10 protein-coding genes are annotated in these 14,125 nt (G+C 71.7%); 3 read left to right on the top strand and 7 right to left on the bottom strand.

The window, feature by feature from the left end:
* Positions 1-156: 156 nt before the first annotated feature.
* The 6 genes from AC0680_RS04175 to AC0680_RS04200 all read right to left on the bottom strand — a co-directional run bounded on the left by AC0680_RS04175 (position 157) and on the right by AC0680_RS04200 (position 8,907).
* Positions 157-1,041: a helix-turn-helix domain-containing protein gene (locus AC0680_RS04175; RefSeq protein ID WP_478624727.1), complete on the bottom strand. Its 885-nt coding sequence runs from the start codon at positions 1,039-1,041 to the stop codon at positions 157-159.
* A 177-nt stretch (positions 1,042-1,218) separates the two neighbouring features.
* Complete coding sequence (locus AC0680_RS04180) at positions 1,219-2,241, bottom strand: hypothetical protein (RefSeq protein WP_478624729.1); 1,023 nt, start codon at positions 2,239-2,241, stop codon at positions 1,219-1,221.
* Positions 2,242-2,553: 312 nt separating this feature from the next.
* A complete protein-coding gene (locus tag AC0680_RS04185; protein ID WP_478624730.1) occupies positions 2,554-3,339 on the bottom strand; it encodes a DUF4232 domain-containing protein in 786 nt (261 codons plus the stop codon).
* Positions 3,340-3,467: 128 nt separating this feature from the next.
* Positions 3,468-5,504 (bottom strand): AfsR/SARP family transcriptional regulator, encoded by a 2,037-nt coding sequence (locus AC0680_RS04190; protein WP_478624731.1) that lies wholly within the window; start codon positions 5,502-5,504, stop codon positions 3,468-3,470.
* A 1-nt stretch (position 5,505) separates the two neighbouring features.
* On the bottom strand, positions 5,506-6,801 hold the full coding sequence (locus AC0680_RS04195; protein WP_478624732.1) for a M18 family aminopeptidase: 1,296 nt from the start codon (positions 6,799-6,801) through the stop codon (positions 5,506-5,508).
* Between the two features lie 279 nt (positions 6,802-7,080).
* Entirely contained in the window at positions 7,081-8,907 is a 1,827-nt protein-coding gene (locus tag AC0680_RS04200; RefSeq protein WP_478624734.1) for an acyl-CoA dehydrogenase, read from the bottom strand.
* 167 nt (positions 8,908-9,074) lie between these two features.
* Here AC0680_RS04200 and AC0680_RS04205 point away from each other — a divergent pair, with 167 nt between their 5' ends.
* The 3 genes from AC0680_RS04205 (at position 9,075) to AC0680_RS04215 (ending at position 11,895) form a co-directional block, all read left to right on the top strand.
* Positions 9,075-9,548 carry an SseB family protein gene (locus AC0680_RS04205; RefSeq protein WP_030411509.1) on the top strand — a complete coding sequence of 158 codons (474 nt, stop codon included), beginning with the start codon at positions 9,075-9,077 and terminating at the stop codon, positions 9,546-9,548.
* Between the two features lie 129 nt (positions 9,549-9,677).
* Positions 9,678-10,631, top strand: coding sequence for a pirin family protein (locus AC0680_RS04210; protein WP_478624736.1), 954 nt, complete (start codon positions 9,678-9,680; stop codon positions 10,629-10,631).
* Positions 10,632-10,740: 109 nt separating this feature from the next.
* The gene (locus AC0680_RS04215) at positions 10,741-11,895 is read left to right on the top strand and encodes an AI-2E family transporter (RefSeq protein WP_478624738.1); all 1,155 of its coding nucleotides are present in this window, start codon (positions 10,741-10,743) and stop codon (positions 11,893-11,895) included.
* On the opposite strand, the gene AC0680_RS04220 is transcribed toward AC0680_RS04215, so the two are convergent.
* Entirely contained in the window at positions 11,817-13,988 is a 2,172-nt protein-coding gene (locus AC0680_RS04220; protein WP_478624739.1) for an ATP-binding SpoIIE family protein phosphatase, read from the bottom strand. The two genes, AC0680_RS04215 and AC0680_RS04220, sit on opposite strands and share 79 nt — an antisense overlap.
* Positions 13,989-14,125 lie beyond the last annotated feature (137 nt).

The raw sequence follows: 14,125 nt of genomic DNA on the forward strand, positions 1-14,125 counted from the left end.
ATGATCTTGCGCTGCTTGCTCTTGGCGGACGAGCGATCGATGCGGCGTGTCCGTCATGGCACGGTCGCGATGTCGATTGCGGTCCGGTACGCCAGGGCGGGTTCGTCCGGCGGGGCAGTGGTGCGGCGTCGCCGCAGGTCAGAGGACTGAGAAGGCTCAAGATCCGTTCGGGCAGCCGGGGAGCGGGGTGTTTTCGAGCTGTTCGGGACGGATGCGGATGCCGGGCACCCACATCTGCTTCCCGGCGTGATCCACCCGGAACCAGATGCTGCTGTGCCCGCCCACCTCGTCGGTGACCGTGACCCCGTTGGCGACCCGGCACAGCGCGCGCAGCACATCGCCGTGCCAGACGTGGCCCACGACGTTGGAGCGCCGGTAGACCCGGTAGGGGTCGCGGGCCAGGGCGAGTGCGCAGTTCTCGGTGCGCTGGTGCTGACAGGCGCGTTCGACGTTGTGGACGGTGATCTCGGCGGATGCGGTGCCCTTCGCCCCGGCCCGCGCGCCCGGCGCACCGGTGCCGCCGGCGTCCGGTGAGTCGCCGGACGAGGTCAGTGCCGGCACCGCCAGGGCCGCGGCGGCGAGTACGGCGGCGGTCCCGAGGGCGGCGAGGACCAGCCGCAGCCGGCGCCGGCCGGCCGTCGGCGCGGCCTCGGCTCCGGCCGGGTGCTCCGTGTCGGAGGTCCCGTCGGGCTCCTGCGCGCAGGGGGCACCCTGCTCGCCCGCGTCCGCGGCTTCCTGGGCCCGGTGCAGCAGCTCGACGAGGGCGGGCAGTCGGTCCTCGCCGGTGAAGGAGAGCTTGCACCACTGCACCAGCAGCCGTTCGTCGGGCAGGCTCTGGCCGCGCAGATAGCGCGACAGGGACGAGCGGCTGGCGGGCAGCCGGCCCTCCAACTCCTTGAGGCTGTAGCCGAGTTCACCGTGCATACGGCGCAGGGCGGCGACGAACTCTCGCACCGGACCGGAGAGTTCGTCGGGAAGGGGGGCCAGGGGCTTGCGGCGGGAGTTGGCGGCGTGGTTCTGATGGCCGGGCACGTCCCGCATTCCAGCACAGCGGACATGCGCGCGCGAGGGGTACTTCCGCTCCCCTGTGGCGGAAGTACCCCTCGTTACACGATCCGGATCCGACCCGGATCGGTTGGTGACGTTTCACGTAAAAACCCCGCAGGTTTCACGTGAAACAGCGCCCGGTCTTCCGGCGGACCGCACGTCCGGACCGGGTCAGTCGCCGAACTTCACGGGACGGTAGGGCTTGAACTCGGCGTCACCGCCGGGAAGTCCATAGGTCAGCGTCCGGTGGTCGGTGCCGTGGCCGCCGCGCTGTTCGAAGGCGGTGTACGAGGAGCGCGCGTCGTTGTTCCACTTCTCGAAGATCACCACATGCCGGTTGTTGTTGTCGCCGGCCGCGTCGATGAGCAGGTCACCGGGCTTGAGTTCCCCCAGCGAGACGGGCCGGGTGAGGCTGCGGTCGGTGGCCAGGCCCACGGTGTTGGTGCCCGGCGTCGGCAGTCCGAGTGCCATGGACGCATAGCCGGAGCAGTCCTGCCGGTAGCCGTCCTTCCAGACCTCGGACTGGCTGTAGGGGACCTGGGCGCCGTTGTCGGCGGTCAGCCAGGTGGCGGCGCGGTTGAGCGCCTCCTGGCGGGAGCCGCCCGGCTGCGGATGCCCGCCACCGCCCTGGACCGGTACGCCCGGCAGCCGGTCCTGCGGGATGTCCACCGCGACCACGCTCAGGAAGCCGGTGACCGGACCGGTGACGTGCGCCATGAACGTCGAGCAGGCGTTGCCCTCGCAGACCTTGCGGCCGGTGTCGACCTGGTAGTCCGCGGTGATCCGGTCCTGCCCCGGCGCGGTCTTGTTGATCATCCCGACCGACGGGGAGTCGACGTCCGCGTTGGCGTGGACGACCCAACGGGTGCCCCAGGTGGGGAAGTCGGCGGCGGCCGCGGTCTGCCGTACCGAGCCGGCGTCCGCGGCGCGAGCGGTGCGGGCGGAGCCTACGGCGGACGTGGCGGCGGTGTCGCGGGAGAGCTCGGTGCCGGCCGCGGCAGGGCCGGCTTCGCTGCCGTGGGCGAAGCCCGCGAACCCGGCGACGCCGATGCCGGCCGCGGCGATGGCGGGCAGGGCCCTGCGCAGCACGGTCCGTCGGAACGGGGACCCGCCGCCCGTGCCACCGCCACCGGCGGCCGTGCGGTCCGCGGGGGTCGTGGAGTCTGCCGGGTGTGTGCTGCTGTGCTCGTACATGCCGATTCCCCTCCGTATGCGGCCGGTTGACCTGGTGGCCGCCGGCCGATGGTGAGCCGCCGGGCAGTCCGTTCGCGGCGACGGGGACCATCGTGGAGCGGGGGGTGGCGGCCGGCCGGAGGTTCTTCGTCCCATGGGACGTCCCGGGCCTGAGAGCGGCTGTGACCTGCGAAGACGTCAACGTCATGGGATATGCCGGGCCGTTGTGCGAGACATGACGGGACAGGCGGGCAGGCGAAAGGGCGCCCGCTGGGGGATGCGGGCGCCCTGGCTTTGGGGGTTCTCGCCGGAAGGCGGCTCTGCGGAGCCGACTCACCAAGCGGTCGCCTCGCGCGGGTCCGCCTGCCAGTACGTCACCCACGCACTGTCGTCGACGTACACCGAGCCGCCCGGGAGCGCCACCTGCGCGGCGCCGCCGATGCTGCCCTTGCCGTCGCGGCCGGGGAGGCTGACGGACAGGCCGGTCACCGTCCGGCCGCCGCGGCCCGAACCGTCGGCGGAGGAGGTCAGCACACCGGCGTAGCCGGACTCGCCGGGCGCGAGGACGACCAGGCGCTGCGGCTTGCTGTCCGGCAGCTCGGGGAGCGGGGACTGCGCCTGGCCGAACCGCAGGTTCGGGGCGAAGTAGAGGTCGCAGGTGGCGCCGGAGGTGTTGGTGGCGACCAGCAGCAGATGGTTGACCGGCTCCTCGAGCGGCTGGGCGACGATCCGCACCGCGGCGGCGTCGCAGGCGGGGTGCCGGACGGTGTCGGCACGGCCGCTCCTGCCCGCACCGCCGGTCCCGGCGCCCGCCCCGGTGCCGCCGCGCCCCGCGGAGGCCTGCTCCGCGATGCCGCCGTCAGGCCGGGCACCGCCCTGCGCGGAGCCGTCCCCCTTCGCCGCCGGGACCTCGCCCGCCTTGGCTGCCAGATCCTCGGCGGTCCTCGGCGCCGGGTTGAACGGCTTGGCCGCGCTGGTCTGGAGCGGGTTGTCCTGGCCACCGCAGGCGGTGAGGGTGAGCGCGGCGACGGCGGTCAGGCCGGCCGCGGCGATCCGGAGCGTACGACGGCGGACGCCACGGGACGAGCGCGGGCTGCTGAGGTGGTCCTGGCTGCGCATTGTCGGTCTCCCCCGGCGGTGGTCTGATGCGGTCGGTCCTGCGAGCTGTCCATCAGGTTGCCGTCCGCCGCTGCCGTGCCACTAACGTGCGCCTAACGTCCCCGCACGTGAGGCGGGGTGCGCACCGCTCAGCGGTGCCCGTCCCCCTCGTCGCCGGCGACGCCGCGGCCCTCCGCACCGCCCTTGCCGCCCTCCCCGCGCTCATCCCGCGCGAAGAGCTGGGTCAGCGTGCTGATCGTGTAGACGTCGGTGGCTTCCTCGTCCACCAGATGCATCTCGGCGAGCCGGTCCAGACCGTCCTGGGTGCGCTCCTGGTCATACCCGGCCAGGGCCGCCGCCACCGAGGCGTTGAGATGCCCGTCGGCGCTGGTCGCCAGCGCACTGAGCAGCCGTGCGTCGTCCGCCGAGAGCCGGGCGACGGACATCCGCAGCGCCGCCGCCATCCCGGTGTCCTCCGCCGACAGCAGGGCCAGCCGCCGCTGTTCGTCGCGCAGGGCCGCGGCGAGTCGGGCCAGCCGCCAGCGGGGCCTGGCGGTGAGCTGGGCGGCCGCGGCCCGCAGCGCCAGCGGCAGACCGTCGCACAGGTCGACCAGCTCGCGGGCGGCGGCCGGGTCCTCGGCCACTCGCTCCGGGCCGAGCATGGCGCCGAGCAGCGCCGCGCCTTCCTCGTGTCCCAGTGCCTGGAGTCCGACCGGCCGGGCCCAGTCCGTGGCGACCAGGCCGTCGAGCCGGCTGCGGCTGGTGACGACCGTGGCGCAGTGCGGGCCCCCGGGCAGCAGCGGCCGTACCTGCGCCGAGCTGCGCGCGTTGTCCAGGACGACCAGCAGCCGGCGCTCGGCGACCAGCGACCGGAACAGCGCCGAGGCGGCCTGTGCCGAGCCGGGCACCCGCTCGGCAGGGGTGCCGAGCGCCAGCAGGAAGTCGCGCAGGATCTCGGCCGGCGGTGCCTCGTCGCCCTCGCCGAAGCCGCGCAGGTCGGCGAAGAGCTGGCCGTCGGGGAAGGCGCTGGCGTACAGATGCGCCCACTGCACGGCGCAGGCCGTCTTACCGACGCCGGCCGGCCCCGCGACCACGGCGAGCGGACTCTCGCCGGTCGTACGGTCCGTCAGCACCTCGGTAAGCGTGCTCAGTTGTGCCTCGCGGCCGAGGAACCGGGCCGGTGCCCGGGGCAGCAGCCGCGGAGCCGCACCGGCCCGCCCCGAGCCGGCCCCCGGGTCCGAGCCGGACCGCGCACCGTCCGCGGCATCGCCGGCCGAGTCCGCGGATGTGCTCTTCGTGTCGGACCCACCGGCCGTGCCGGTGCTCTGCGCGGGCAGCGGCCCGCCGGGGCCGTGTTTCACGTGAAACGCCGGTGCGCCCGTGGAGTCGTCACCGGTCCTGTGTGCGCCCGCCGCAGGCCGGGCAGGCGTACGCCCTCCACCCGCCGCCTCTGCCCGCAGGATTTCCTCGTACGCTCCGCGCAGCCGCTCGCCCGGGTCGACGCCCAGCTCTTCGTTGAGCAGCCGCCGGGTGCGGTGGAACCACTCCAGCGCGTCGGACTGCCGGCCCGTGCGGAACAGTGCCCGCATCAGCTCGGCGATCAGCCCTTCCCGCAAGGGGTGGTTGACGGCCGCGGAGTAGAGGATGGCGGCGGCCTGCTCGTGCTCACCGAGCGCGCCGTGGGCCCGTCCCAGCGCCTCCACCGCCGTCAGCCGGCGCTCCTCCAGAGCGTGCGCCGCGGCCGCGAACGGCGGGCTGGTGACCGTGCCGGTCAGCGCGGGCCCGCGCCACAGCCCCAGCGCCTCGCGCAGCAGCGGTACGGCATCGGCCGGCGCCGCCTCGGGGCGCGCCAGCGTCACCAGCTCACCGAACCGGTGGGCGTCGATCAGTTCCTCCGGCAGCCGCAGCAGATAGGCCGAGCCATGCGTGGTGAGCTCGATGCCGAAGGTCTGCGCCCCGCCCTCGGCGAGCGTGGCGCGCAGCCGCGAGACATGCCCCTGGACGACCGTACGGGCATGCTCGGGCGGCTCGTCCTCCCACAGGGAGTCGATCAACTGCTCCAGTGGAACGGTGGTGTTGGGTTGCAGCAAGAGCAGCGCCAGCACACTGCGCCGTTTGGCGGGCCCGAGCGACAGCTCCCCGGAGCCGGTCGTCACGGCGATCGGGCCGAGCAGTGAGAATTCCAACTCAGCCCTCCAGGAAGGCCGTCAGGGCGTTCGCCAGCAGGTAGGGGTCCTCGGCGCCGCACAGTTCGCGCGCCGAGTGCATGGACAGGATCGCCACGCCGATGTCGACCGTCGCGATGCCGTGCCGGGCCGCGGTGATGGGCCCGATCGTGGTGCCGCACGGCATCGAGTTGTTGGAGACGAAGCTCTGCCACGGCACACCGGCGCGCTCGCAGGCGGCCGCGAAGACCGCCCGCCCGCTGCCGTCCGTCGCATAGCGCTGATTGACGTTCACCTTCAGGATCGGCCCGCCGTTGGGCATCGGGTGGTGCCCGGGCTCATGCCGTTCGCTGTAGTTGGGGTGCACGGCGTGACCGGTGTCCGACGACAGGCAGATCGTGCCGGCGAAGGCGCGTGCCCGGTCCTCGTACGACCCGCCGCGGGCGAACACCGAGCGCTCCAGGACCGTGCCGAGCAGCGGGCCGTCCGCGCCGGTGTCGGACTGGCTGCCGTTCTCCTCGTGGTCGAAGGCGGCCAGCACCGGGATGCCGGTCAGTGCGTCGCCGGCGGCGGCCGCGGCGGTCAGTGCGGCCGTACCGGCGTGCACGGACAGCAGGTTGTCCATCCGCGGTCCGGCGACCAGCTCGCGGTCGCGGCCCAGGTAGGACGGTGGCTCGATGCTGTGCACCATCAGGTCCCAGCCCTTGATGTCCTCGGCCGGTACGCCGGTCTCCTCGGCGACGAACGCGACCAGATCGCCCTCGGCCACCTCGCCCAGGCCCCAGATCGGCGTCATATGGCGCTGCTTGTCCAGCTTGAGGCCTTCGGAGTTCACCGAGCGGTCGAGGTGCACCGCCAACTGGGGCACCCGCAGCAACGCCCGGTCGACATTGACCAGCCGGTTGCTGCCGTCCCGCAGCGTCACCCGCCCGCTGAGCCCCAGGTCGCGGTCGAGCCAGGTGTTGAGCAGGGTGCCGCCGTAGATCTCCACGGCGATCTGCCGCCAGCCGCGGGCGCCGGTGTCGGGAATCGGTTTGACCCGCAAATTGGGAGAGTCGGTGTGAGCCCCGACAATTCGGTACGGAGTCGCGGCGCTCGCGCCCTCCGGCACGTACCAGGCGATGATCGCGCCGCCGCGCAGCACGTACTTCCCGCCGCTCTCGCCGTCCCATGCGTCGACCTCCGCGACCTGCCGGAAACCGGCCTTCTCCAGCCGCTCCGCCGCGTTGGCGACCGCGTGGTAGGGCGACGGGCTGGCGGCTAGGAAGGACATCAAGTCGTCGGTGTGGCCGCGATCGAAGCGGGCGGAGTTGGTCATGGATTCAGCATAAGGAGCAAGGCCCCGCATTCCCCGTGCGCGTGCGACGTGACTCCGCTCCCTTCCGGCCAGGATTTCCGCGTCGCGCGCCGAAAACCCCCTGGAGTGAACGATTCCGGCCGTCCGGGCGGCCGCACCCGCGGTCCGGGCGGCGTGGCGGGCACCCGCCGGACATGACGGAGCCCGCCTCTCCGGGGGAAGAGAGGCGGGCTCCGTCAGTCTGAACGGCGAATCTGAGAGACCTCTAAGAACGCCGCGGACCGGTCGCGGACGACGCTCTTAGAACGCGGCCTCGTCGAGCTCCATCAGCGACTGGTCGACGGACTCGGCCAGCTGCCGCTGCACGGCGACGCCCGGCAGGACGTTGTGTGCGTAGAACTTCGCCGCGGCGATCTTGCCGGCGTAGAACGCCTTGTCCTTGGAGGAGGCGTCCGCCAGCTTGGCGCTCGCCACCGCCGCGCCCTTGAGCAGCAGGTAGCCGATGACGACATCGCCCGAGGCCAGCAGCAGGCGCGAGGTGTTCAGGCCGACCTTGTAGATGGACTTGACGTCCTTCTCCGTGGCGGCGAGGTCGGTCAGCATGGCGCCGACGATCGCCTCCAGGTCGGCGGCGGCCTTGCCCAGCTCGCCGCGGGCCTGCTCCAGCTCCGCGCCGCCGGTGCCCTCGGCCAGGAACTTCTTGATCTCCTCGGCGAGGGTGTTCAGCGCCTGGCCCTGGTTGCGGACGATCTTCCGGAAGAAGTAGTCCTGGCCCTGGATGGCGGTGGTGCCCTCGTAGAGGGTGTCGATCTTGGCGTCCCGGATGTACTGCTCGATCGGGTACTCCTGCAGGTAGCCGGAGCCACCGAAGGTCTGCAGGGACTGCGCCAGCTGCTCGTAGGACTTCTCCGAGCCGTAGCCCTTGACGATGGGCAGCAGCAGGTCGTTGAGCGCGTTCAGCTCCGAGGAGTCCTCGCCCGCGGCCTCCTTGAGCGCGATCGAGTCCTGGACGGAGGCGGTGTACAGCACCAGGGCGCGCATGCCCTCCGCGTACGCCTTCTGCGTCATCAGCGAGCGGCGCACGTCGGGGTGGTGGGTGATGGTGACCTTCGGCGCGGTCTTGTCCATGAAGTTCGCCAGGTCCGGACCCTGGACGCGCTCCTTGGCGTACTCAAGGGCGTTGAGGTAGCCGGTCGACAGCGTCGCGATGGCCTTCGTGCCGACCATCATCCGGGCGAACTCGATGATGCGGAACATCTGGCGGATGCCGTCGTGCTTGTCGCCGATCAGCCAGCCCTTGGCGGGGTGCTGGTCGCCGAACGTCATCTCGCAGGTGTTGGAGGCCTTCAGGCCCATCTTGTGCTCGACGTTCGTCGCGTACACGCCGTTGCGCTCGCCCAGCTCGCCGGTCTCCCAGTCGAAGTGGTACTTCGGCACGAGGAAGAGGGACAGGCCCTTGGTGCCCGGACCGGCACCCTCGGGGCGGGCGAGGACGTAGTGGAGGATGTTCTCCGACATGTCGTGCTCACCGGAGGTGATGAAGCGCTTGACGCCCTCGATGTGCCAGGAGCCGTCCTCCTGCTCCACGGCCTTGGTGCGGCCGGCGCCCACGTCCGAGCCGGCGTCCGGCTCGGTGAGGACCATGGTGGAGCCCCACTGCTTCTCGACGGCGATCTGGGCGACCTTCTTCTGCGCCTCGTTGCCCTCGGAGTACAGGATGCCGGCGAAGGCGGGGCCGGAGGAGTACATCCACACGGCCGGGTTCGAGCCGAGGATCAGCTCCGCGTAGGACCAGATCAGTGTGGCCGGAGCGGTGGTGCCGCCGATCTCCTCGGGCAGGCCCAGACGCCAGTACTCGGAGTCCATGAAGGCCTGGTAGCTCTTCTTGAAGGAGTCCGGGATCGGCGCGGTGTTGGTCTCGGGGTCGAAGACCGGGGGGTTGCGGTCGGCGTCGACGAAGGACTCGGCCAGCTCGTTCTCGGCGAGGCGGGCGAGCTCGGACAGCACGCTCTTGGCGGTGTCGGCATCCATCTCCGCGAACGGTCCGGTGCCGTACACGCTGTCACGGCCCAGTACCTCGAAGAGGTTGAACTCGATGTCGCGGAGATTCGACTTGTAGTGGCCCATGGGTACGGCTCCGTAAGGGTTCGGGAGAGGGCCCCAAGGGAGGGACCTCAGACGCAATACCGGCTAGTAGTTAAATGATGCTACCCGCGGGTAATAAGAATCAACCCCTTCCGCCCATCTGTGACGAGCGTCCCCCGGCGAATCGCCGACTCAGTACGCTGTGGCGCATGTACGGCTACGACCAGAACGCGGGTGCCGGGCAGCAGTACGGTGCGCCACCGCCCCCGCCGCAGCAACCGGCCCCCGGGGGCTATGGCGAGCAGCCGCTGTATCCCGAGCCGTCGCCGCCCTCGCTCGCCGACGCGGTGCGGGCCTTCACCACCGGCTCGATGTCGGCCGAGGACTTCCAGGGCATCTTCTCCACGTCCAAGGTCTATTGTCCGCGCGGTGACAACCCCGGCTTCCTGGCGCTGCACAACACCCAGCAGCCGGTGATCCCGATGTTCACCTCGCTCAAGGAGCTGCGACGGTACGCGGGCAAGGAGTCCAAGTACTTCGTGATCACCGGCGCCGAGGTGCTCGACCTGCTGCCGACCGGTTACGGGTTCGTCCTCGACATGGAGGGCGACCACCGGATGGTCTTCGACGCGAAGGCCGTGGAGCAGATGGTCGACTTCGCGATGCGGCGGATGTACGGCTGACGGCGGCCGCCGAAGGCCGGTCGATCCTCTTTCATTCCAGCTTCCACCTGCGCAAACGCGGGTGGAATGCCGCATGCCTTGCAGGTTGTTCAGGATTCAACTAAGTTGTGAGCGACCGAGGAGGCCGTCATGCCCGCTGTGACCGTAGAGAACCCGCTGACCCTGCCGCGTGTGGCGGCACCCGCCGAGGCGCACACCCGTCCCGTGCTGGCCGTCGCCACCGCTCCGAGCGGGTTCGAGGGCGAGGGCTTCCCGGTGCGCCGGGCCTTCGCCGGCATCGACTACAAGCACCTCGACCCGTTCATCATGATGGACCAGATGGGCGAGGTGGAGTACGCGCCCGGAGAGCCCAAGGGCACGCCCTGGCACCCGCACCGCGGCTTCGAGACCGTCACGTATTTGATCGACGGCACCTTCGTGCACCGTGACTCCCACGGTGGCGGCGGGGTCATCAACGACGGCGACACCCAGTGGATGACGGCCGGCTCCGGCCTGCTGCACATCGAGGCGCCGCCGGAGTCGCTGGTGATGTCCGGTGGCCTCTTCCACGGCCTGCAGCTGTGGGTGAACCTGCCGAAGAGCGACAAGATGATGGCCCCCCGCTACCAGGACATCGGCGGCGGCCAGGTCAAACTGCTGACCTCCGGCGACGGCGGTGCGCTGCTGCGGCTGATCGCCGGCGACCTCGACGGGCACCAGGGGCCGGGCATCACCCACACCCCGATCACGATGATGCATGTGACGGTGAACCCGGGCGCCGAGCTGACCCTGCCCTGGCGCAAGGACTTCAACGCCCTCGCCTACGGCCTCGCCGGCCGCGGCTCAGCCGGCGCGGAGGGCCGCCCGTTCCGTATGGGGCAGGCGGTCGTGTTCGGGACCGGAGACTCGATCACGATCCGGGCGGACGAGTCCCAGGAGTCGCGCAGCCCGAACTTCGAGGTGGTGCTGCTGGGCGGGCGGCCGATCCGCGAGCCGATGATGCATTACGGCCCGTTCGTGATGAACACCCACGCCGAGCTGGCCCAGGCCTTCGAGGACTTCCAGGCCGGGCGGCTCGGAACGATCCCGGCGGGCGAGCACTGACGCCCCGTCGGAACCGATGAGGGGCCGGGGGTGGTGTTTCACGTGAAACACCACCCCCGGCCCGTTCCACCCCCCGCTCTGGGGCCGTTCGCCGTGGTGGACTGTCCGGGTGCGAAACGACTCGGATCAAGACTCGCGCGGCGCCGAGGGCGAACGGCCGCCGTCCGGCAGGCCGTTGCTGCCGATCGAGGCCCGCCGCGCCGCGGCCTGGTGCGGGGTGCTGCTGCTGATCGTGGCCGTGCTGGCCCTGGGGGTGTGGCTGTGCGTGGTCCTGAGCGCCGCGGTCACGCCCGTGCTGCTGGCACTGCTCGGCAGCGCGCTGCTCGGGCCGCTCTACCGACGGCTGGTGGCGATGAAACTCAACCGCTCGCTGGCGGCCGGGCTGACCTGCGCGGTCCTGGTGGTGGTGGTCGGCGGTGCCGGATACATCGTCGTCAGCGCGCTGGTGGACACCGGCGACCAGATCATCGCCTCCCTCAAGGACGCCGCCAAGGGCCTCTCCCAGCACTTCGGTACGGCCGGCACCTCACTGGACGACCTCGCCTCCAACGCCAAGGGGCTGGTCACCAAGTTCGGTGGCACCGCGGCCTCCGGGGTATTGGCGGGCGTCAGCATCGTCGGCCAGTTCATCGCCGCCTCGGTGCTCGCCCTGCTGCTGACCTTCTTCTTCCTGCGCGACTCCGACAAGGCCGTACGCGCCCTGCACGACTGGGCGCCCGGCAAGTCCGCACCCCAGCTGGAGCGGATGGCCCGTCGCGGCTTCCAGTCCATCGAGGGCTTCATGCGCGGCACCACCTTCATCGCGCTGATCGACGCCATCTGCATCACCGTCGGACTGCTGATCCTCCAGGTGCCGGGCGCGGTCGGGCTGGGCGCGCTGGTCTTCGTCGGTGCCTACATCCCCTACCTCGGTGCGTTCATCTCGGGGGCGGTGGCGATCCTGGTGGCGTTCGCGGACCGCGGCTTCGTGATCGCGCTGTGGGCGCTCGGCGTCGTGCTGGCGGTGCAGGTGCTGGAGGGCCATGTGCTGCAGCCGATGATCCAGAGCCGCACGGTCCAGATGCACCCGGCGAGCGTGATGCTGGCGATCACCGCGGGCGCCAGCGTCGGCGGCATCCTCGGCATGCTGCTGTCCGTCCCGCTGACCGCGGCCGCCACCGGCGTGCTGCACGAGCTGCGCAAGCACTACGCGGCGGGCTCGGACTCCGACGCAGGCGCGGGCCCCGGCGACACCGGGCCGGCCGCCTCCCCCGCGTCCTCGTAGAGCTCGAACCACGTCGACTTGCCGTCCCCGCGCGGGTCCACGCCCCAGGCCCCGGCCAGCAGCTCCAGCAGCACCAGCCCGCGTCCCGAGGACGCCAGCTCGCCGGGGCTGCGGCGGTGCGGCAGCTCATCGCTGCTGTCGGAGACGTCGACGCGGATCCGCCGGGCGCCACGGGGGCCGGAGATCTCGGCGACCAGCAGCGCGTCGCCGTCGGTGTGCATCAGCACATTGGTGACGACCTCGGAGACCATCAGCACCGCCGAGTCGACCTGGTCGGCGTCGGCCCAGTCGTGGAGTACGTCGCGGACCTGCCGGCGCGCCTCGGCTATCCGCTGCGGCTCGGCCTGGGCGACGGCGAGCACGGTGCGCCGTACGGGCTGCTGGGCCAGTGGGCCGCCGGTGCCCACCCCGCAGCTGGCGGCCTCGCGGCTCAGCAGCAGTACGGCGATGTCGTCCTCGCGGCGGTCCACCAGCGGTCCGGTGGTGTGGTGCGAGGACGGGCCGTGCACGGCCTGGACCAGGGCGTCGGCCAGCCGTTCCAGGCTCTTGTCGTCCTCGCCGACCTCATGCGCCTCGATGATGCCGCGCAGCCGGGCCCAGCCGGTCTCCAGATCATGGCCGCCGGTCTCGATCAGCCCGTCGGTGCACACCACCATGGTCTCGCCGGGCTCCAGGACGAGCCGGGTGGTGGGGTAGTCGGTGTCCGGGACGATGCCCAGCGGCAGCCCGCCCGCGGTGGGCCGGACCAGCATCGTGCCGTCGCCCAGGCGGATCGCCGGATCGGGGTGGCCGGCCCGCGCGATGTCCAGCAGCCCGGTCGCCGGATCCACCTCGATGTACAGGCAGGTCGCGAAGCGCTGGTCCTCGCCGTTGCCGCGCAGCGCGGTCTCGTTGATCCCGGCCAGAAAGCGGGAGGCGCGCGAGAGCACCGCATCGGGGTGGTGGCCCTCGGAGGCGTAGGCGCGCAGGGCGATCCGCAGCTGCCCCATCAGGCCCGCGGCCCGTACGTCGTGGCCCTGGACGTCGCCGATGACCAGCGCGATCCGCCCGGAGGGCAGCGGGATCATGTCGTACCAGTCACCGCCGACCTCCAGCCCGCCGCCGGTCGGTACGTAGCGGGCGGCGACCGTCATCCCGGGGATGTCGGGCTGCACCGTCGGCATCATGCTGCGCTGCAGCCCCAGCGCCAGCTCCTGCTGCTCCTCCTGCACGCCGGCCCTGGCCAGCGCCTGGGCCAGCATCCGGGCCACGGTGGTCAGCACCGAGCGCTCGTCGGGCGTGAAGGCGACCGGCTGGGCGAACCCCGCCATCCAGGCGCCGATCGTCCGGCCCGCGTTGACCAGGGGCAGAAACGCCCACGACGTACGGCCGAAGCGGGCGGCCAGCGGCCAGGTGGCCGGGTAGCGGCGGCTGTACTCCTCCGGCGTGGGCAGATAGATGGCCCGACCGGTGCGGATGACCTCGGCGGCCGGGTAGTCGGTCTCCAGCGCCATGTCGAGGAAGGGCTTCTCGTCGCCGGGGCGGTGGCCGTGGTGGCCGATGACCGAGATCCGGTCGCCCTCGATGCCGAAGACCGCCAGGCCGTTGGGCATGAACCCGGGCATCGACAGCCCGGCCGCCACCCGCAGCACCTCGGCCGTGGACCGCGCCTCGGCCAGTGCCCGCCCCGCGTCCAGCAGAAAGGCCTCGCGGGAGCGGCGCCAGTCGCCGGTTATCGGGGTGATCGGTGCGGAGGTGCCGGGCTGCGGCTCGGGCACCTCCTGGAGCGTGCCGACCAGTTCGAGGCCGCCGTCGACGACCCGGGGGCGGGCGCGGGTGCGGACGATGCGCTGCACCCGCCCGCGCTCGTCCACGATGCGCAGCCGGGCCTCGGCGAGGGTCTCCTCGGACACCGCGAGCTGGATCACCCCGTTGATCTCGGCGAAGTCGACGGGATGAAAACGGGAGCGTACGGCGGCCTCGCTCAGCTCCGTCGGCTCTTCGGGGAGCCCGAGCAGCCGGGCCGCCTCGGCATCGAGGGTCACCCGTCCCGATGCGTCGTCCCAGCGCCACAGGCCGGTCGCGAGGGCGGCCAGGAGGTCCTTGGTGCGCATTGCATCACTTTATGTGTGTTTGGCGGAGGCCGACCAGCGAGCGGAACGTGACCGTCCTCCCAGCCGGGGCGCCCGCCTCGGCCCGGCGAAGCGCTGATGCGTATATGTCAACGAAGGGGCGGGGGTCGGGACGGTAA

This window comes from Streptomyces sp. NPDC043738 (assembly GCF_056436545.1).